General features: G+C 39.3%; 18 protein-coding genes. 4 read left to right on the plus strand and 14 right to left on the minus strand.

From position 1 onward, the window contains the following. Genes murD through mraZ form a run of 7 tightly spaced genes read right to left on the minus strand, consistent with a single transcriptional unit; the run spans nucleotide 1 to nucleotide 7,781 of the window. Nucleotides 1-1,332: a UDP-N-acetylmuramoyl-L-alanine--D-glutamate ligase gene (gene murD, locus FK004_RS01155; RefSeq protein ID WP_108735592.1), complete on the minus strand. Its 1,332-nt coding sequence runs from the start codon at nucleotides 1,330-1,332 to the stop codon at nucleotides 1-3. A gap of 2 nt (nucleotides 1,333-1,334) precedes the next feature. Next, on the minus strand, nucleotides 1,335-2,564 hold the full coding sequence (mraY, locus tag FK004_RS01160) for a phospho-N-acetylmuramoyl-pentapeptide-transferase (protein WP_108735593.1): 1,230 nt from the start codon (nucleotides 2,562-2,564) through the stop codon (nucleotides 1,335-1,337). A gap of 6 nt (nucleotides 2,565-2,570) precedes the next feature. Then, the gene (locus FK004_RS01165; RefSeq protein WP_170108534.1) at nucleotides 2,571-4,034 is read right to left on the minus strand and encodes a UDP-N-acetylmuramoyl-L-alanyl-D-glutamate--2,6-diaminopimelate ligase; all 1,464 of its coding nucleotides are present in this window, start codon (nucleotides 4,032-4,034) and stop codon (nucleotides 2,571-2,573) included. After that, the gene (locus FK004_RS01170) at nucleotides 4,031-6,037 is read right to left on the minus strand and encodes a penicillin-binding protein (protein ID WP_108735594.1); all 2,007 of its coding nucleotides are present in this window, start codon (nucleotides 6,035-6,037) and stop codon (nucleotides 4,031-4,033) included. Before FK004_RS01170 ends, FK004_RS01165 begins: the two co-directional genes overlap by 4 nt. After that, nucleotides 6,031-6,375, minus strand: coding sequence for an FtsL-like putative cell division protein (locus FK004_RS01175; protein ID WP_108738708.1), 345 nt, complete (start codon nucleotides 6,373-6,375; stop codon nucleotides 6,031-6,033). Before FK004_RS01175 ends, FK004_RS01170 begins: the two co-directional genes overlap by 7 nt. A 46-nt stretch (nucleotides 6,376-6,421) precedes the next feature. Beyond that, nucleotides 6,422-7,333, minus strand: coding sequence for a 16S rRNA (cytosine(1402)-N(4))-methyltransferase RsmH (gene rsmH, locus FK004_RS01180; protein ID WP_193844346.1), 912 nt, complete (start codon nucleotides 7,331-7,333; stop codon nucleotides 6,422-6,424). Continuing rightward, complete coding sequence (gene mraZ, locus FK004_RS01185; protein ID WP_108735596.1) at nucleotides 7,308-7,781, minus strand: division/cell wall cluster transcriptional repressor MraZ; 474 nt, start codon at nucleotides 7,779-7,781, stop codon at nucleotides 7,308-7,310. Before mraZ ends, rsmH begins: the two co-directional genes overlap by 26 nt. Nucleotides 7,782-8,209: 428 nt before the next feature. Here mraZ and FK004_RS01190 point away from each other — a divergent pair, with 428 nt between their 5' ends. Continuing rightward, nucleotides 8,210-8,974 carry an alpha/beta fold hydrolase gene (locus tag FK004_RS01190; RefSeq protein ID WP_108735597.1) on the plus strand — a complete coding sequence of 255 codons (765 nt, stop codon included), beginning with the start codon at nucleotides 8,210-8,212 and terminating at the stop codon, nucleotides 8,972-8,974. Between the two features lie 132 nt (nucleotides 8,975-9,106). Continuing rightward, nucleotides 9,107-9,727: a ribosome biogenesis GTP-binding protein YihA/YsxC gene (gene yihA / locus FK004_RS01195; protein WP_108735598.1), complete on the plus strand. Its 621-nt coding sequence runs from the start codon at nucleotides 9,107-9,109 to the stop codon at nucleotides 9,725-9,727. Nucleotides 9,728-9,809: 82 nt separating this feature from the next. On the opposite strand, the gene gldC is transcribed toward yihA, so the two are convergent. Both gldC and gldB read right to left on the minus strand, forming a co-directional pair. Next, on the minus strand, nucleotides 9,810-10,145 hold the full coding sequence (gene gldC / locus FK004_RS01200) for a gliding motility protein GldC (RefSeq protein WP_108735599.1): 336 nt from the start codon (nucleotides 10,143-10,145) through the stop codon (nucleotides 9,810-9,812). After that, nucleotides 10,145-11,101: a gliding motility lipoprotein GldB gene (gene gldB, locus FK004_RS01205; protein WP_108738709.1), complete on the minus strand. Its 957-nt coding sequence runs from the start codon at nucleotides 11,099-11,101 to the stop codon at nucleotides 10,145-10,147. The genes gldC and gldB overlap by 1 nt, the downstream gene beginning before the upstream one ends. 236 nt (nucleotides 11,102-11,337) lie before the next feature. On the opposite strand from gldB, the gene nadE reads away from it, so the two are divergent. Together nadE and FK004_RS01215 are read left to right on the plus strand one after the other, a co-directional pair. Beyond that, nucleotides 11,338-12,147: an NAD(+) synthase gene (gene nadE, locus FK004_RS01210; RefSeq protein WP_108735600.1), complete on the plus strand. Its 810-nt coding sequence runs from the start codon at nucleotides 11,338-11,340 to the stop codon at nucleotides 12,145-12,147. An 89-nt stretch (nucleotides 12,148-12,236) separates the two neighbouring features. Beyond that, complete coding sequence (locus tag FK004_RS01215) at nucleotides 12,237-12,866, plus strand: LuxR C-terminal-related transcriptional regulator (RefSeq protein WP_108735601.1); 630 nt, start codon at nucleotides 12,237-12,239, stop codon at nucleotides 12,864-12,866. Nucleotides 12,867-12,869: 3 nt separating this feature from the next. Here the strand turns inward: FK004_RS01215 and dnaG are convergent, their stop codons facing one another. The 5 genes from dnaG to FK004_RS01240 all read right to left on the minus strand — a co-directional run bounded on the left by dnaG (nucleotide 12,870) and on the right by FK004_RS01240 (nucleotide 18,797). Then, entirely contained in the window at nucleotides 12,870-14,849 is a 1,980-nt protein-coding gene (gene dnaG / locus FK004_RS01220; RefSeq protein WP_108735602.1) for a DNA primase, read from the minus strand. Between the two features lie 235 nt (nucleotides 14,850-15,084). Continuing rightward, the gene (locus FK004_RS01225) at nucleotides 15,085-16,113 is read right to left on the minus strand and encodes a hypothetical protein (RefSeq protein WP_108735603.1); all 1,029 of its coding nucleotides are present in this window, start codon (nucleotides 16,111-16,113) and stop codon (nucleotides 15,085-15,087) included. Between the two features lie 43 nt (nucleotides 16,114-16,156). After that, on the minus strand, nucleotides 16,157-16,822 hold the full coding sequence (locus FK004_RS01230; protein WP_170108535.1) for a hypothetical protein: 666 nt from the start codon (nucleotides 16,820-16,822) through the stop codon (nucleotides 16,157-16,159). Next, nucleotides 16,809-17,369, minus strand: a complete 561-nt coding sequence (locus FK004_RS01235) for an RNA polymerase sigma factor (protein ID WP_108735605.1) — start codon at nucleotides 17,367-17,369, stop codon at nucleotides 16,809-16,811. Before FK004_RS01235 ends, FK004_RS01230 begins: the two co-directional genes overlap by 14 nt. A 450-nt stretch (nucleotides 17,370-17,819) precedes the next feature. Continuing rightward, nucleotides 17,820-18,797: a polyprenyl synthetase family protein gene (locus tag FK004_RS01240; RefSeq protein ID WP_108735606.1), complete on the minus strand. Its 978-nt coding sequence runs from the start codon at nucleotides 18,795-18,797 to the stop codon at nucleotides 17,820-17,822. Between the last annotated feature and the right edge of the window lie 73 nt (nucleotides 18,798-18,870).

Raw genomic sequence — 18,870 nt, forward strand, 5'->3', positions numbered from 1 at the left:
TTACAGGTTTTGTACCGCCAGTTTAAACTGTCGCCCACGATCTTCATAACTTTCAAAAAGGTCAAAACTGGCACAGGCTGGTGACAGCAATACCGTATCTCCTTTTTCAGCTAATTTCTGCGCTACTTTAACCGCCTCATCCATTGCAGCAACTTCTACCACAACATCCACCACATTGGCAAAAGCATCGATGATCTTATGGTTGTCTACACCCAGGCAAACAATGGCTTTTACTTTTTCACGTACCAAAGCCATCAGCTCGGTATAATCATTTCCTTTATCCACACCACCTACGATCCATACGGTTGGTGTATTCATGCTATCCAGTGCATAAAATGTCGCATTGACATTTGTCGCTTTTGAATCGTTGATATATTGTACATTCTGGATTTTCAGCACTTTTTCCAAACGGTGTTCTACCCCCTGGAAGTCCGACAGACTTTCTCTGATCGTAGCTTTTCTGATTCGCATTAACTGAGCAACTGTAGTAGCTGCCATTGCGTTTTTAACATTGTGTTTTCCTTCTAAAGCTAAGTTGTCTGTTGGCATAACAAATTTTTCGTTATTGATGTTGGTAATAATAGTGTTGTTTTCTAAATAAGCGCCTTTTTCGAGTTTCTTCGTCAGCGAAAAAGGTATTAATTGTGCTTTTACGGTATTCTTTTCGAGCCATTTATTGATGGCCTCATCATCTGCATCATAAATCAGGTAATCCTCTTCCGTCTGGTTCATGGTAATCCGGAACTTGGCGTCAATATAATTCTGGTATTCGTAATTGTAGCGATCCAAATGATCCGGGCTTAAATTCGTAACTACAGCAATATGTGGCCTGTAATCGATAATCCCATCCAACTGAAAGCTACTCAGCTCCAAAACATAACTGTCGTATTTATCCTCTGCTACCTGCCAGGCAAAACTTTTACCGATATTCCCGGCAATCCCCACATTCAGCCCACCGGATTTTAAAAGATGGTGTGTCAGTAATGTCGTTGTTGTTTTCCCGTTGCTTCCGGTAATTCCAATAGTAACTGCCTTGGTAAAACGGGATGCCAGTTCAATTTCTGAAAGGACACTGATTCCTTTTTCTTTCAATTGCACCACAATGGGTGATTTGTCGGGTATCCCAGGACTTTTCATCACGATGTCCGCATTGAAAAGCAGTTCAGGAGTATGTTTTTCTTCTTCCCACTCAATCTTATTGATCAGGAGGATTTCTTTGTAATTGTTCTTTATTTTCCCGAAATCGGACAGAAAGACATCATATCCTAATTTCTTTCCCAGGATCGCGGTTCCTACGCCGCTTTCGCCTCCACCTAAAATTACTAATCTCATAATTATCTTAATTTTAGGGTTACTATTGAAACAATGGCCAATAAAATACCTACAATCCAAAAACGGGTTACGATTTTACTTTCGTGGTATCCTTTTTTCTGATAATGGTGGTGCAAAGGAGACATCAGGAAAATCCTGCGGCCTTCGCCAAAACGTTTTTTGGTATATTTAAAATAACTCACCTGCAGGATTACTGAAAAATTCTCTGCCAGGAAGACTCCGCATAAAACAGGAATCAGCATTTCTTTACGCACTGCAATGGCCAGCACCGCAATAATTCCCCCGATGGTAAGGCTTCCGGTATCTCCCATAAAAACCGAGGCCGGATAGGTATTGTACCACAGGAACCCCACGAGTGCCCCTACAAAAGCAGCTATATAAACGGTCATCTCCCCCGAGTTGGGGATATACATAATATTCAGGTAATTGGAAAATATAATATTCCCCGAAACAAAGGCAAAAAGCCCAAGTGTGAGCACCGATATCGCCGATGTCCCGGCAGCGAGCCCATCAATTCCATCCGTTAGGTTGGCTCCATTGGAAACCGCCGTAATAATAAAAATCACGATCGGGATAAAGATCAGCCACGCATAACTGCGGTAGTCATCTCCGGTCCAGGCCAATAATTCGGCATAATCAAATTCATTATTTTTAAAGAACGGAATCGTTGTTGCTGTAGACTTCTCTTCAACTGGCGCTTTGAAATAAGCATTTTCTACCGGCGCTGCGAAAATATTCATCTTCTCTGTATCGGTTCTTACTGTTACCGAGGGATGGAAATACAATACCGACCCTACAATAATCCCAAGCCCTACCTGGCCAATGACCTTAAACTTGCCTTTCAGCCCGTCTTTATCCTTTTTGAAAATCTTAATATAATCATCTATAAAACCAATGGTTCCCATCCAAAGCGTAGTCACGATAAGCAGCATGATATAGATATTATGCAGCTTGGCAAAAAGCAATACCGGTACCAGTGTAGCAATGATGATAATCAGTCCACCCATCGTAGGTGTCCCTGCTTTTTCTACTTGTCCTTCCAGACCCAGCTCCCGAACCGTTTCCCCTACTTGTTGCTTTTTCAGGAAGTTGATAATCTTTTTACCAAATACAGTCGATATAAATAGCGACATTAAAATCGCCAATGCTGATCTGAAAGTGATGTACTGGAAAACTCCGGTTCCCGGAATATCCAGTGTCTTGTCAAAATATTCAAATAGGTAGTACAGCATATATTCTTATTTACTCAATTGGTCTAAAATTTCTTTTACGATTTTCATATCATCAAAATCGTGTTTCACTCCTTCTATTTCCTGATAGGTCTCATGCCCTTTTCCGGCAATCAATATGATATCATTCGGCTGTGCCAACTGGCAAGCGATTTTGATAGCCTGTTTCCTGTCGGTAATTGCTACCATCTTTTTAAAGTTTTGTGGCTCAACTCCCGCTTCCATTTCAGCAATAATCGTTTCAGGATTCTCATTCCTTGGATTATCTGAAGTCAGGACTACCTTATCACTCAGGGTAGTTGCGATATTGGCCATAACCGGACGTTTCGCCTTATCCCGGTTACCACCACAACCTACAACAGTAATTAACTGCTCGTTTTTTGTACGGATATCATTAATGGTCTTCAGCACATTATCCAGCGCATCCGGTGTGTGTGCATAATCTACAATAGCTGTAATATTCTGGCTGGAAACAATAAACTGGAATCGTCCTGAAACACTTTCCAATTCGCTCAATAAGCGTAATACTTCCAGGTTATCCAATCCGAGCTGTACGGCAGTTCCGTAAATTGCCAACAGGTTGTAAGCATTAAATGTCCCTATCAAACGTACCCATACTTCCTGCTCATTGATCTTCAGCAATAATCCGGACAATTGATTTTCCAGTATGAATGCTTTATAATCGGCATAGGTTTTTAAGGCGTATGTCAACTTTGTGGCTTTGGTATTTTGCAACATCACCACACCATTTTTATCATCTACATTGGACAAGGCAAATGCATTTTTAGGCAAATTGTCAAAGAATGATTTTTTTACATCCCGGTATTCTGCAAACGTTGCATGATAGTCCAAATGATCATGAGACAGGTTGGTAAACACCCCACCTGCGAATTCAAGACCTTCTGTCCTGGACTGATGAATTCCGTGAGAACTCACTTCCATGAAGCAAAATTCTACTCCTACATCATTCATCTCTCTCAGGTACCGGTTGATTGTAATGGAATCCGGCGTGGTATGTGTCGCAGGATATTCAACCTCATCTACCAGAATTTTCACGGTAGACAATAATCCTACTTTGTATCCTGCTTTTTTAAACAGCTGGTATAACAATGACGCAACTGTAGTTTTACCATTGGTTCCGGTAATCCCCACAAGCTTTAAATTCCGGGAAGGATTCTCGTAATAATTAGCAGCCATCAATGCCAGTGCCTTCTTAGTATCTTTTACCACTACATAGGTCACTCCATTCACCAGGATTTCCGGAAACTTATCACAAACGATAACAATAGCCCCAAGGTTTATTGCTTTTTCGATATACTCATGCCCATCGGAAAGCGTTCCGCGTATGGCCACAAAAACATCATTGAATTCAATATGCCTGGAGTCAAATTCGATTTTATTAATATCAAATTCGGTCGTCCCATGAACGGCTTCAATAGCTACTTTATATAATATGTCTTTTAAAACAATCACGATAATTCAAGTATTATAGTTTGGGTCTTATCTAATCGCTGTCCGGCGCCAATGGATTGTTTTTTCACTTTCCCTACACCTACCGCTTTTACTTTTAATCCTAAATTTTCCAACAATGCGACCGCATCCATTCCGGAGAGCCCACATACATTTGGAATTATATTTGTTTTATTTTCAACCTGGGCAAAATAACTATTGTAATTCGCTTCTTGCTTGGCATTTTTCTTATTCAGCGTTTTGATCTCATTCGTAGAAGGAGAATCTGTATAAATCTTTTGGGCAATCCTTTTAAACACCGGCCCGGAAACATCGCCTCCAAAATAGCCCTGTGCCACATTAGGCTTGTGCACTACAATAATGCAGGAATACTTTGGATTATCTGCCGGAAAATAGCCTACAAAAGAAGACGTATAATACATCTCCGTCCCTGCCCCTTTTCCTTTTCCATAATTTGCCTGAGCCGTTCCTGTTTTCCCCGCCATGGAGAAATTCTTATTGTATAATTTTTTACCGGTTCCTTTGACAATCACATTTTCCAGCACTTTCTGAACTTTCGCCAGCGTTTCATCAGAACATATTTTAGGATTAATTACCTCTTTATCATATCGCTTAATCACTTTATTCCATTCTTTCACTTCTTTCACGAACTTAGGCTTCACCATTTCTCCATTATTCGCTACTGCATTGTATAATGTGAGTGTTTGCAATGGCGTTACCGAAACTCCGTAACCAAAAGCCATCCATGGCAGTGTAATACCCGACCAGTCTTTGTCTTTTCGCTGTGGAATCCTTGGAATCCCTTCTCCTTTGAAAGGCAATCCTAAAGGCTTGTTCAATCCAAAAGCATTGATATGGTCTATAAACTGCTGCGGATTATCTTTATAATTATCATATACCGCCTGTACCATCACGGTATTAGAAGAAAGCTCAAAACCTCTTGCTAACGATATTTTACCATATCCGCCCCTATGCGAATCACGCACATGACTTCCCCTGTATACCACATCACCACCTTTACTATCAAATACAGCACTAGTATCTATTTTTTTATCGTCCAGTAACGCAATAAGATCAACCAGTTTAAATGTTGATCCTGGCTCATGGGATTCTCCAACGGCATAATTGATCGTTTCATAATAAGAACCATCAGTGGCACGCCCAAGATTGGATATCGCCTTTACATCTCCGGTATGCGTTTCCATTACGACCACACAACCGTGATCTGCCTCATATTTTTCCAATTGTTTGAGCAACGCATGATGGGCAATATCCTGGATGTATACATCGATAGTAGAAATCACATCATAACCGTCCTGAGGCTCTACTTCGTTATTATCACTAATAGGTTTCCATTGGTTCTTGGCAATTTTCTGTTTCAGGATTTTACCATCTTTACCAGTCAGGTAATTGCTGAAAGCCCCTTCAATCCCTACTTCAAGGTTTTCGCCTTCATGATCAATCCGCTCATAACCAATGGTACGTTCTGCAATCTTTCCTATCGGATGTTCCCGTATGGTTTTCTGTTCTGTGATGATACCGCCTTTGTAAGGACCGAGATTAAAAAGCGGAAAACTTTTGATTCTCATGTACTGGGTATAACTCAGGTCACGTGCTACTAAAAAATAGCGGTTTTTATGTTTTTTCGCTTTCGTCAGTTCGTTCTGGTAATAACCAGAAGATTTCCCAAACATCACGGCAAGGGAATCGGAAAGCGCATTAATATTATTTTTAAAATCCTCCTCTTTGGGCGCTACAGCATCAAAGCGTATTTTGTAGCTCGGTATCGAAATCGCCAATAAGCTACCATCAGCAGAATAGATATTCCCTTTATTTGCAGGGATTACGAAATTCTTAACCGTTCTTTCTTTCGCCAGGTTACGATAAAAATCACCCTCTACCCACTGAATGTTAGTGAGTTTAATGACGATCCCTATTGCCATTACCAGAATGAAGGCAGCAACAATAAAAATCCTGTAGGAAATATTTTTATCTTCGTTTACCATAAGTTGCTGAACATTGTTTTCTTTTCTTCTTTCTTTACCATAATCTTAACCGGAGGAACACAGGAAGGAACAATTCCTTTGGACTCCATTTTCGCCGAGATAGTGGATTCCATTTTTAGCTTCATCAGTTCCGAACGAACATCTGCAAACTCTGAACGCAATTCCTTCACCTCGGTACCCAGCTCATTTATCCGAAATACTTTCTCTTCAAAACTATGTGTATTCGCAATCATTACTATCGCAAGCAAAATCACAAAGACGATAAACCGCCAATTCTTTAGCGCATCGTCATTCAGTAAGAATTTTGCTTTTAATATTCCGTAAACCCCGTTCTTCATCATGCTCTTAGATTTTTAAAAACCGTATAGCCTTCCTATCTTGATATTATTTCTTTTCTGCTATTCTCAACTTGGCACTGCGTGCGCGGTTGTTTATTTTTATTTCCGCATCCGAAGGGACAATCAGCTTTCCAATAGTTTTAAAAGGCACGGAGAAATTCCCGAAGAAATCACGTTCCGGCTCTCCCACAAACATCCCATTCTTCACAAAACGCTTTACCAGCCTGTCCTCGAGTGAATGGTACGAAATCACACTCAGCCTTCCACCTTCCGGCTTCAGGATTTCGAGACTTTGCTCCAAAAATTCCTTTAAGACATCCATCTCCTGATTTACCTCAATCCGTATGGCCTGATAAATCTGAGCCAGGATCTTATGGCTTTTATGATTTGGAAGAAAACGGCTCAACGCCAGTTTCAACTGTTCTGTATTTTTAATCGGTGCTTCTTCACGTGTTTCTACGATTACTTTAGCAATAGCAGCACTATTACTCAACTCACCGTATTCTGAAAACATCCTTTTTAAGTCAGCCTCCGAATATTCATTTACTACCTTATAAGCATTCAGGTCATTCTTTTGACTCATCCGCATGTCCAGCAATGCATCGAACCGGGTTGAAAAACCACGTTCCGCTACATCAAACTGATGGGACGAAACACCAAGATCTGCCAAAATCCCATCCACCTGTTTTACATTATTAAATCGTAAGAACCGCTTCAGGAACCTGAAATTCTCATTAATCAATACGAACCGTTCATCCGGAAGCGCATTCGCCAGTGCATCTTCATCCTGATCAAAAGCAAACAAACGCCCATCAGGACCCAATCTGCTCAAAATCTCTTTTGAATGCCCGCCACCGCCAAAAGTCACATCCACATATATTCCGTCCGGTTTGATATCCAAACCATCAACCGTTTCTTTCAGCAAAACCGGATTATGATATTCCATTGTCATCATCATTTAAATTACCCATTACGTCCTCTGCCAAATCAGCAAAATCGATATCATCGCCAGAAATTGATTTCTCATACAAGTCCTTATCCCAGATTTCGATTATATTCACTGCCGAAGACAAGACTACATCTTTATCAACCTGTGCAAAAACCACCAAATCCTTTGGGATCAGCAATCTTCCGGTAGCATCAATTTCTACCACTTTCACACCTGCAGTAAATCTTCTGATAAAATCATTGTTCTTTTTCACAAAACGATTCAACTTGTTGATTTTCTGCATCATTAAATTCCATTCTGCCATTGGATACAATTCCAGGCACTGTTGAAAAACGGAACGCTTTAAAACAAAACCATCGTTGAGCGAATCCATAAGTTGCTTCTTCAAAGGGGCAGGCACCATCAGCCTTCCCTTGGAATCAACTTTACATTCATATGCTCCTACTATGGTATTCAATGAGTTAGGTTTTTAATGGATTTATAGCAAATGTAGAAAATATTTTACCACAATTTACCACAATCTACCACTTTGTTGATAAGTTTTACCACTCACAGCTCTGTTTTTAGCCTTTAATGACCTAAATCTTACAAAGAAATTCCAACTAATTATCCGGTATTAAAGGCACAACCCTACTAATCTGCAACAAAGTCCCTACTTTGTACCCTAAACCTGCGGATTTACAAAAAAGCTATCTACCTGATTTAAAGCACTAAAAATGAAACAGGTAATTCACAATAGTGTACCACAAAAAAGCATTTATCGCTTTTTCCGTATCATTTTAACAATTATTTAATGTTGGTTTTCCTCGAAAAAAAGAAGCTAAAAATGCATTTTCATGTTTAATATCTTATATTTGTCGGAATTTGAAATGCCAGATAAACTAAATGGAAGAACAGTTAAAAAAGGAAGGTAAATACAAATATCTTGAAATTGGGGAAGGCATTCCCATCATCATTCTACATGGACTGATGGGCGGTTTAAGCAATTTTGACGGTGTTGCAAACTATTTTCCTGAGAAAGGGTATAAAATTGTTATTCCTGAATTACCGATTTACACTCAAAACATCTTAAAAACCAATGTCAAGGCTTTTGCAAAATATGTAAAAGACTTCATCACTTATAAAGGATACGACCGTGTCATTCTTTTAGGAAACTCCTTAGGCGGACATATCGGGCTTTACCATACTAAAATGTATCCTGAAAAAATGCTCGGACTTATTATTACCGGAAGTTCTGGTTTATATGAAAGTGCAATGGGAGACAGTTATCCGCGAAGAGGCGATTATGAATACATCAAAAAGAAAGCAGAAGATGTTTTTTATGATCCCGCGATTGCAACCAAAGAAATCATCGACGAAGTATACACCATGGCAAACGACAGGATTAAGCTAATTAAAACCCTGACCATCGCCAAAAGTGCTATTCGCCATAATATGGCTAAAGATTTAGCCAAAATGCACGTTCCTACCTGCATCATCTGGGGAAAAAATGACAAGGTAACACCTCCGGATGTTGCCGAAGAATTCCACAGGCTTCTACCCAATTCCGACCTGTACTGGATCGACAAATGTGGACATGCAGCCATGATGGAACATCCGGACGAGTTTAATGAAATTATGTATGCCTGGCTGAAAAAATCCAATTTATAGCCTTCATTCAACAAATTCTGACCACAAAGAGACTAAGAACACTACAGCGACTTACCAATAGGTATTCCCTGTCATCTTAATCTCTTTGTGGTTATTTTTTTTAACTACCTTTGCACAAATTAAAATTTTATCATGAAAATCAATACCGCTGAATTTATTATAAGTAATTCCGAAGTAAGCAAATGTCCCAAAGACTTTTTGCCGGAATATGCTTTTATCGGACGATCTAATGTGGGAAAATCATCATTAATCAACATGCTGACCAACCATAAAAATCTGGCCAAAACTTCAGGAAGACCTGGTAAAACACAATTGATCAATCATTTTAAAATCAACAACAACTGGTTTCTTGTCGATTTGCCCGGCTATGGCTATGCTAAAGTTTCAAAAAAGACCAAATCTGTTTTCCAGCAATTTATCACTGATTATTTTGAAAAAAGAGAACAATTAGTTTGTGCCTTTGTCTTAATTGACATTCGCCATGAAGCGCAGAATATCGATTTGGAATTTCTGGAATATCTTGGAGAAAGTGAAATTCCTTTTTGCATTATCTTCACCAAAGCGGATAAAATCAGTAAAACAAAAATTGACTCACACATTTCGGCTTATCGAAAACAAATGTTTGCTAATAACTGGGCAGAAATGCCACAATACTTCGTTACCTCTTCTACCGAAACCACAGGAAAAGAAGTACTCTTGGAGTATATTGGTGCCGTAAATGAAGAAGTTTTTAAAAACGATAATAAATTCTAAGAGCAACTTCCTCGCTACTATAAAACAAAAAAAATCCCGAAGTTACCTTCGGGATTTTTTTGTTTTTGATGCGGATCTGATTTTATTTATTCAACTCCAGTTTTTCTGCAAAATAGTCACAAAAATCTTTCATCGTATCGGACATTTTTTCGTCATTGGTCGCTCTTTTAAAGGTATCAGACATCGCCACCAGGGTTTGGTGAAAGAATACTTTCATCTCGTCAACCGGCATATCTTTCGTCCACAGATCAATCCTAAGGCTTTCCTGTGTATTGCTATCCCATACCGAAAGAAGCAATGCTTTAGCTTCTTCTTTTTGAACACCACCATCACGGGCAGACCAGAATAATTTTTCCGGAACACGGTTTTCATCCAGCTCCACAAGCACATTTATCTCTGAGGTAATCTTTTTAGTCATTACTTTTTAGGTTTGTATTTTGAATTTTCGAATAGTTCTTTTGCATCCATTTGCAATAATTGCTGCAAAGATACATCATTATTCTTCATATAAGAACGTACAATCTGCCAACCGATCCAAGCCCCAGCCTTTCCGGGTGAAGCATTATCGATATCCAATCCAAATTTTGTAAAAGGTGCCGGATCAATAAAACGCGCTGCCATCCTCGGATTATTGTCAAACAGGATGTCTTTATCGACCAGGAAGCGCCACATTTGCGCTTCGTTGGATTGTACCCATTTCACCTGTTCGCTGGTATAGGCGATTTTTTCTGCATCGGAATAATCCGGCAATAATACATCTTTCAGATACAGGAGCTTGCCTTCATGTATCATCAATGCTAAAAGTGTCTTATTAGCTGCAGGCTGCAGGTAGCGCTGAGAGAAAGAGGTTACCAAATCCGGCATCATCTGCCGTGGCTCGAAAGTGATCTTTAAATATTCCGGAAGCTCATAGAAACGATGCTCTTTCCCTAAGTAAAGGTCCAAAGCAATCAAGACCAGCCCCTTTTCATAAATTACACGACTCTCCAGGTCCATTTCCGAGACCAGTGTAATCACCCGCGGTGTTTGTTCCTCAGGAAAATAGTACCGGATGTGCTGGACTACTTTTTCCAACTCTTCTTTTACAAGCGAAATATCGGAGTATTTTTTCTGCACTTCATCGTAAAGCTCTTTCATGATCGGATCATGTTTCTTCTCCAGCCATACTGCATCGTCAAATTGTTTTGGAAACAAAAACGGATACTGTCTTTCAAGATCCGGCAATCCTGCATCGGGTGCTTCAAAGAATAACTTATCGAACCGCTCAATCTTTAATGTTACAGGAATTGCAGCCACAGCCTGCTCCGTTTCGCTTTTTTCCTTACACGAAACCAAAAACAACGTTAAAAATGTAAGGATAAGAATTTTCTTCATTAATGAATTATTAAATTTACTATGCATTCAGAATGTTTTTTATAATTTTATGCTGTACTATGCGATGTCATACCCTACTACTACGTTTCTGATCCCAAATGACGACTCCAAAAATAGAAAATCTCATCGATAAGAACAGCTCAAAATGATTCTATTTCGTAATAAAAGACCTTTAAATACGCATTATTATTTTTGCAAATATACAGTTCCCATTTTAAAAATATCATAAAAACACAATGACTCCAAAAACTACTTTCCCCGCTGAAAAAATAAACGAACACATTGTGCACTGGCTTAAGGATTATGCCCTTACCGCCAAAGTGAATGGTTTTGTTGTAGGAATTTCAGGCGGCATCGATTCTGCCGTTACCTCTACCCTCTGCGCACAAACCGGCTTACCAACACTCTGTGTGGAAATGCCTATTCATCAGGCCGAAAGCCATGTGAGCCGTGCTAAAGAACATGTGGCACAATTGAAAAAAAGATTCCCGAATGTGAGCAGTGCTGAAACCAACCTGACTTCGGTATTTGAGCTATTCACTACCGTAGTACCAACAGAAGGTGCTGACGAAGCCAAACTGCATTTATCACTGGCCAATACCAGAGCCCGCCTTAGAATGACTACCTTGTACTATTACGCAGGCATACACGGATTATTGGTTGCTGGAACTGGCAATAAAGTTGAAGATTTTGGAGTTGGTTTTTATACAAAATACGGCGATGGCGGTGTCGATCTTAGCCCGATAGCCGATTTGATGAAATCGGAAGTCTATGCTTTGGCACAGTACCTAGACGTACCCAATGCCATCCAGGCTGCAGCACCTACAGATGGATTATTTGGCGATGACCGTTCTGACGAAGCCCAGTTGGGTGCGAGTTATGACGAACTCGAGCAGGCGATGCGCTATGATGAAAGCGGAAAAAACGAAACAGCACTAACCGGGCGTGAAGCTGAGGTTTTTAAGATATATAAACGACTGAACCGGATTAATCAGCACAAAATGAATCCAATACCGGTTTGCTTAATACCAGAAAATTTGAGATAATTTAACATAATTAATTGCTTTATATTAATTAACTTTACATAATAGGTGTGTTTTTTTTTAATAATATTGTCTAACTAAAATTTCATATGATGATTAAAGTATTTTTAGCCGATAATCAGCCCGTTGTCCGATATGGGGTAAAATCATTTTTTGAAGGCCATAGTGAAATTAAGATTTCTGATACGGCTTCAAATTTTGAAGAAGTCACTTCCACCCTTCCCAAGAAGAATTTCGACATCCTCGTTATTGACCTGGAACTGGAAGGGCTCGCGAGCATCAACTATATTAAGTCCCTGATTAAGGACTATCCAAAGGTAAAATTTATCATTTATACCAATTTATCCGAACAGATGTTTGCCCCAAATGCACTCAAAACAGGCGTATCCGCTTATGTGCATAAAAATGCAGAGCTGCAGGCACTTGAGTCAGCGATTCTAAAAGTAAATGAAGGAGAAATTGTATATAGTGACCTCGTAAAGAAAAATTTGGCACTGATTACGAAACAGCGTAAAAATGAACGCCTGTACCGTAAACTTTCCACACGCGAAATTGAGGTTTTACGCTATTTGAGTGAAGGACGCAAAAACAAGGAAATTGCAAAAACGCTGAACCTCAACGAAAAAACGATCAGTACGTACAAATTACGCTTATTGACAAAATTGCATGTTACCAACTTAGTTGACCTCGTCAACAAAGCCAAAACACTGGATATTGTCTAATCGTTAATTGCTATAACGCGACATCACACGCCCCAGTTTTGAAGAAAAGGAATTGATGAGTTTATGATAATCCATTGCCATGATTAATATTTCCGAATTATCGGAATCAGGCTCTGCAGAAAGCGAACTTTTGAGCTCGTCGATAATCTTGTCCACCAAATACCAACGCATTGTCAAAATTGTTTCTGACACATATTGTGCTGTATTCTCACTTTTATAAATCGGGATAATATTTTGCCCTTCCCAGTTGTGCAATTTATAAAGCTCATCTTCCATTAGGATATCGGTAACTTCCTGAGCCAACTCTACCGGAAGATGCATCAGATATTGTTCTATATTGAATACCTCATTCTGATGATAAAAAGCCACCAGGTCATTATAAATAGCACGGAATAGCCCATTGGCCAATTCCACTTCATCTTCCTGGAGACTAAGGTAAATCCGTTGAAAAACCTTGTAATTATTTTTCTCGGAAACCTCCATCGGTTCCCCATATTCGTTGGTTTTAATCAATACGTCTTCAAACTCCTCTTCTACATTGCCATACAATAATAAAATCTCTATAATTTTACGTTCCAGCTGGTAGAGGATGTCAATTTTTGAAGTTTGCGATTCCGGCTCTTTAACAACTTCCATCGGTTTTTGATAGGGTTGCTTGCCTTTCTTATCGGTTTCTACGCTATCTTTTTCAACCAATTGCGCCAGTGTATTCACCAATACCTGCTCTGAGATATCCATGATCCTCGCAGTTTCCTGAATGTAAACTTCGCGCTGAATCCTATCCGGTATCTTCGCAATACTAGTCACCATATCCCGGATTAATCCTGCTTTTTTCACAGGATCATTTTTGGATTCATCCATTAACATCGAAGCTTTGAACTGGATAAAATCCTTTGCATTATGCTCTAAGTAATGCACCAGGTCATCGTAGGAATTCTTTTTGGCAAAACTATCCGGATCTTCCCCGTCTGGAAAAGTACAAACCTTCACATTCATCCCTTCTTCCAGGATAAGGTCAATCCCACGGATTGATGCTCGCAAACCTGCAGCATCACCATCAAACAGAACCGTAATATTCTTAGTCAGCCTATTGATCAATCGGATTTGGTCCGGAGTTAAAGCTGTTCCCGACGATGCTACTACGTTTTCAATTCCTGCCTGATGAAACTGGATCACATCCGTATATCCTTCTACCAGGTAACAGTTGTCTAACTTGGCTATTGATTGTTTTGCATGATAAATACCATACAAAACTTTACTCTTATGGTAAATATCGCTCTCCGGAGAGTTCAGGTATTTTGCCGCTTTTTTATCATTGGTCAGGATTCGTCCTCCAAAACCCAATACCCTGCCGGACATGCTCTGGATCGGAAACATCACACGGCCTTTAAAACGATCAAATTGTTTATCCTCTTTTACAATGGTCAAACCTGTTTTATCCAAATATTGCAATTGGTAACCTTTCCCGAGTGCCTCTTTAGTCAGGGCATCCCAGGATTCCGGTGAATAACCCAACTCAAACTTTTTGATGGTCTCTGCTGTGAATCCCCTTTCTTTAAAATAAGTATACCCGATCGCCTTTCCTTCTTCCGAATTAAGGAGTGTAGTGTGGAAGTATTTTTTAGCAAATTCAGAGACCAGATACATGGACTCCCTTTCGTTAGTCTGTTCTTTTTCCTCATTGCTTTGTTCCGTTTCCTCGATTTCGATATTGTATTTTCGGGCGAGGTACCGAATCGCTTCAGGATAGGTAAAATGTTCGTGCTCCATGATAAAAGCGATCGCATTCCCGCCTTTCCCGGAACTGAAATCCTTCCAGATTTGCTTTACCGGTGATACCATAAAGGAAGGGGAGCGCTCATCCGAAAACGGGCTCAGTCCCTTAAAATTGCTTCCTGCACGCTTGAGCTGCACGAAATCTCCAATGACCTCTTCTACTCTTGCGGTTTCAAAAACTTTATCTATGGTATTCTTTGTAATCAATGTACTGGATTTGGATTTTATAACTTGTACAAAGATACAAAGGAATAACGAGCTTCAAAATTGGTCCACAACAAAGTTACCAACGTTTTAAGCCCTGTTTACCTCCTTACACTCACAAGACGCTTCCTTACACTCATGCTATCTTATAATCGCCCTATTTACACTATGGTAAAAACAAGAAAGGCATTTCACTACTGAAATGCCTTTTCTGGACAAACTAACAACTTTAACTAAATCAATTGAAATCAAATCGTAATCCTAATGAGATATTGTTCTGATCTACTGTATTATTTTCAAACAATGGATTCAGATCATATTTTAAATATAAACTTGTTGATTTATATCCAACATAAGCACCAAGCCCATATACAAAATCATTGGTATTAAAACTGCCACGGGTACGTTCTTCCACGTCATTCCCATTGATTTCATAATCCAGGATTTGTTTTGTTTTGATGTTGGCTCCTGCAAATCCTCCTAATCCCAATCGGAATCCTTGCTGAATCTTGAAGTAGGTTTTGTCTCCTTTTACTTCTTTTTTACCAAAGTCAAACTCCAAATATACCGGCACTACAAGGTTCACATTTCTAAGTCTTGAATCTTTCAAATGGATTGCCGAAGTTTCCAGGTTAGTCTGATCTCCATTTTCTACAAAAAAACGATTATCTGTAGCTCTCAGGTTATTGTACTGTAGGGAAAGTCCGTATTTAACATGCAGCAGGTTATTGTTTTTCAGCAATCGGGTGTTGTAAGATATTCCCCATTCGTAGAAGTGAGACCCCCAATACCTGAAATCGGAATTGGCAATAGCGCCGTCAGTAGCCAGGTTATTTGCCCCTAAAGCAAACACCAGTTGGGAAGTAGTTCTGGAATACACTCTTACACTATCTTTTTTCTTGGAATCATAATTAAACGTAAAGCTGTGTTTTTTGGATTTGGTAGAATCCACCAGTGTACCATCGACTTTATTTTTTACCAGAGCTGTCAGTTTTGACTCTTCCAGTGCTACTCTTCGCTCGATGCTCTCGGCTCTTTTTACAGCTGCATCTTTTTTGGATTGTTCTGCAGCCTGCGCAGTTATCTTTCCACTTTCTAATTGCTGGTTGATGGCATCAATTTCCTCTTTCAGGGCAGCTTTCTCTTCTTTGGTAATACTCTCTATTTTATCACCAATAGTTTTGGCTCTGGTTTCGAAATCCTGTGCATAGATTTTGGTTAGAAAAAGGCACAAGAAGATTGATAAGTAAACGGTCAGGTTTCTCATGATAGTAATGTTTTAAATGTTATGGATTGTTTTTAAGTTTCTATTAATTGTAATTTCGATTCACTACTGCAGTTTTCACTGTATTAAAGTTCTTACCTACAGAATGGATTACTTTTTCCCGGAAGGTTTCATCGAGCTCGCCTTCAACTTCAGAAAGCATTTTGGCAGGATCAACCTTTACGGTCACTTTTGGGGATTTGACACTTGGCTGGCCAGTTGTCATTACAGCAGCCAGAAGTTCATCAGCAGATATATATTTTCCTTTTACATCCTGTGGCTTATCTGTTATATCCCCGAGACCGGCATGTTCCTCTTTCGCTGCATTGTTTTCTTTTTGTATTTCAGGCTTCTGTAGTGGCTTTCGCACTATTGCAGCAACAGCTTTTTCATTTTTTTGCAGGATGATTGCCGCTTCCGGTGCTACAGTACTCTTTTCTTCCGGTTGTGCTGCTTTTTCAATAGGGCTGTCTTTTACGACTACCGTTTTCTCTATTGTTGTATTATCGTTCATGGTCAGGAAAACGGTACCCAAAAAAAGAAAACCCAGCAAACCCGCAGCAATGTATAACCATTTGAAATTTCGCTTTGGTTTTTTCCCTTCTGCAACACTCAACATCGCATCCAGTCTATCCCATGCATTTTCAGAGGGAGCCAACGTCCTTTGACCCAGCTTTTCCCTAAACTGTTGCTCTATATTATTCTGTTCCATTTTCATAATTCTTTGCCTTATTAATTTGTTGCTGCAGCACTTTACGTGCATGTGACAATTGCGATTTCGAAGTTCCTTCACTAATACCCAACATCTCCCCAATTTCCTTGTGCATATACCCTTCAATCGCATACAGGTTAAACACCATTTTATAGCCTTCCGGCAAAGCATCAATCAGGTATTGGATATCTGCCACACTCAGCTCACTTTCAATACCATTAAATCCTTCTTCTTTATAATATTCGTCTTCGGAATAACTCACCTTTTTATGTACCCGGATATATGAAATACATTCATTCACCATGATCCTTCTGATCCATCCTTCAAAACTCCCTTTGTTTTCGAAATTTTTCAGGTTGGTAAACACTTTCATAAAAGCCGTAATCATCAAATCTTCGGCATGATGCAAATCTTTTATGTACTGCCGGCACACGCCTAACATCTTAGGTGCAAACTGCGTATAAATCTTCTGCTGTGCCTGTCGGTTGTTGTCGACGGCCATCCGGATTAAATCGCTTTCCTGTTGATGTAGTTTGATTACTTTCAAAATAATGCTTTGGGGTTATTATTACGGTTTAAAATTACAACAAGTAAAATTAATAACCGACTTCTATTAGCATAGACGAGGATCGTTTCGAAAAGGTTGCATCAGGGTTGTATTTTTTTTAAATTTATTTCAAAAAATAATACCGTAACAGACCAAAAAATAAATAACAACCTTATTTACAGCTATTTAAAACCAAATTAAATTTGCTTTGCATTATTTTAAAAAATGCCTTTTCTTTATTTGTAGGAAATAAATAGCCCATAATAAAACAGACAATGCCATAGCTAATGCACAAATACTGGCTTCACAACATATACAAGCTATTAAAGGCAACAACAATTTCTAAGTGTGTGTCCGAACTTTTGGAAGTTCTGATATAGGTTGAATAAAGAAATCTCTTTGAATACTGGTAGAAAATTTCAAAGAAGGTATTGGTGGATAGCGGTGCAGTTACTTTTTTCGCTCAATTACATAATTCACCATCAACACGAGGGCGTCTTTGTATACCGAGTCCGGATAATGCTGCAAAAGCACTAATGCTTCCTGCTGAAAAGCAGCCATTTTTTGTTCGGCATACTGCAATCCGTTTTTTTCTTTGACGAATGCAATGACCTCACGAACCCTTTTCTTGTCTTTGTTATGGTTCTTTATGGAATTGATAGTCCATTTTTTTTCGGAAGGCGAACAGTTGTTCAGGGCATAAATCAAAGGCAATGTCATTTTCTGCTCCTTAATATCAATTCCGGTAGGTTTACCGATAGCATCATCGGTATAATCGAATAAGTCATCTTTAATTTGGAAAGCCATTCCGATCAGTTCCCCAAACTTGCGCATATTCTCTACCTGCACTTCATCTTCAATCATCGATTTTGCCCCTAACGCACAACAGGCAGCGATAAGTGTTGCTGTTTTTTGGCGGATGATTTCGTAATAAATCGCTTCTGTAATATCAAGCCGTCTGGCTTTTTCAATCTGGAGCAGTTCGCCTTCGCTCATTTCACGAACGGCGACGGAGATAATTTTGAGTAAATCAAAATCACCATTATCAATAGAAAGCAGTAGTCCTTTTGATAGCAGGTAATCCCCAACAAGAACGGCGATTTTATTTTTCCAGAGTGCATTTATGGAGAAAAAACCCCTTCTTCGATTGCTGTCATCAACGACATCATCATGTACAAGGGTAGCAGTATGGATCAATTCGATTACAGAAGCACCGCGATAGGTCCTTTCATTCACTGATCCCTGAGAAACCATCTTAGCCGTTAGGAAGACAAACATCGGGCGCATTTGTTTTCCCTTACGGTTGACTATATAATAGGTAATCCTGTTAAGAAGCGCCACTTTGGAGGACATCGACTGATGAAACTTTTTCTCAAAAAGTTCCATTTCATCATATATTGGCTGCTTGATCTGTTCTACTATTTTCATCGATGTTCAAAGATAGCATTTCTTTAATGAGATGCAAAATAAACTGTTTAAGTTAAGCTTGATACTATTTTTA

Origin of the sequence: Flavobacterium kingsejongi (genome assembly GCF_003076475.1) — a bacterium.
Classification (GTDB): Bacteria; Bacteroidota; Bacteroidia; order Flavobacteriales; family Flavobacteriaceae; genus Flavobacterium; species Flavobacterium kingsejongi.

Bases quoted from the DNA above. Each gene is read 5' to 3' on its own strand.
- gldC (WP_108735599.1), bottom strand. From the start codon at position 10,145: ATGACTAAAAAGATTACCTCAGAGATAAATGTGCTTGTGGAGCTGGAT.
- mraY (WP_108735593.1), bottom strand. From the start codon at position 2,564: ATGCTGTACTACCTATTTGAATATTTTGACAAGACACTGGATATTCCG.
- FK004_RS01230 (WP_170108535.1), bottom strand. From the start codon at position 16,822: ATGGAACAGAATAATATAGAGCAACAGTTTAGGGAAAAGCTGGGTCAA.
- yihA (WP_108735598.1), top strand. From the start codon at position 9,107: ATGAAAATCAATACCGCTGAATTTATTATAAGTAATTCCGAAGTAAGC.
- FK004_RS01225 (WP_108735603.1), bottom strand. From the start codon at position 16,113: ATGAGAAACCTGACCGTTTACTTATCAATCTTCTTGTGCCTTTTTCTA.
- rsmH (WP_193844346.1), bottom strand. From the start codon at position 7,333: ATGATGATGACAATGGAATATCATAATCCGGTTTTGCTGAAAGAAACG.
- FK004_RS01190 (WP_108735597.1), top strand. From the start codon at position 8,210: ATGGAAGAACAGTTAAAAAAGGAAGGTAAATACAAATATCTTGAAATT.
- FK004_RS01215 (WP_108735601.1), top strand. From the start codon at position 12,237: ATGATTAAAGTATTTTTAGCCGATAATCAGCCCGTTGTCCGATATGGG.
- murD (WP_108735592.1), bottom strand. From the start codon at position 1,332: ATGAGATTAGTAATTTTAGGTGGAGGCGAAAGCGGCGTAGGAACCGCG.
- FK004_RS01170 (WP_108735594.1), bottom strand. From the start codon at position 6,037: ATGGTAAACGAAGATAAAAATATTTCCTACAGGATTTTTATTGTTGCT.
- gldB (WP_108738709.1), bottom strand. From the start codon at position 11,101: ATGAAGAAAATTCTTATCCTTACATTTTTAACGTTGTTTTTGGTTTCG.
- FK004_RS01175 (WP_108738708.1), bottom strand. From the start codon at position 6,375: ATGAAGAACGGGGTTTACGGAATATTAAAAGCAAAATTCTTACTGAAT.
- FK004_RS01240 (WP_108735606.1), bottom strand. From the start codon at position 18,797: ATGAAAATAGTAGAACAGATCAAGCAGCCAATATATGATGAAATGGAA.
- nadE (WP_108735600.1), top strand. From the start codon at position 11,338: ATGACTCCAAAAACTACTTTCCCCGCTGAAAAAATAAACGAACACATT.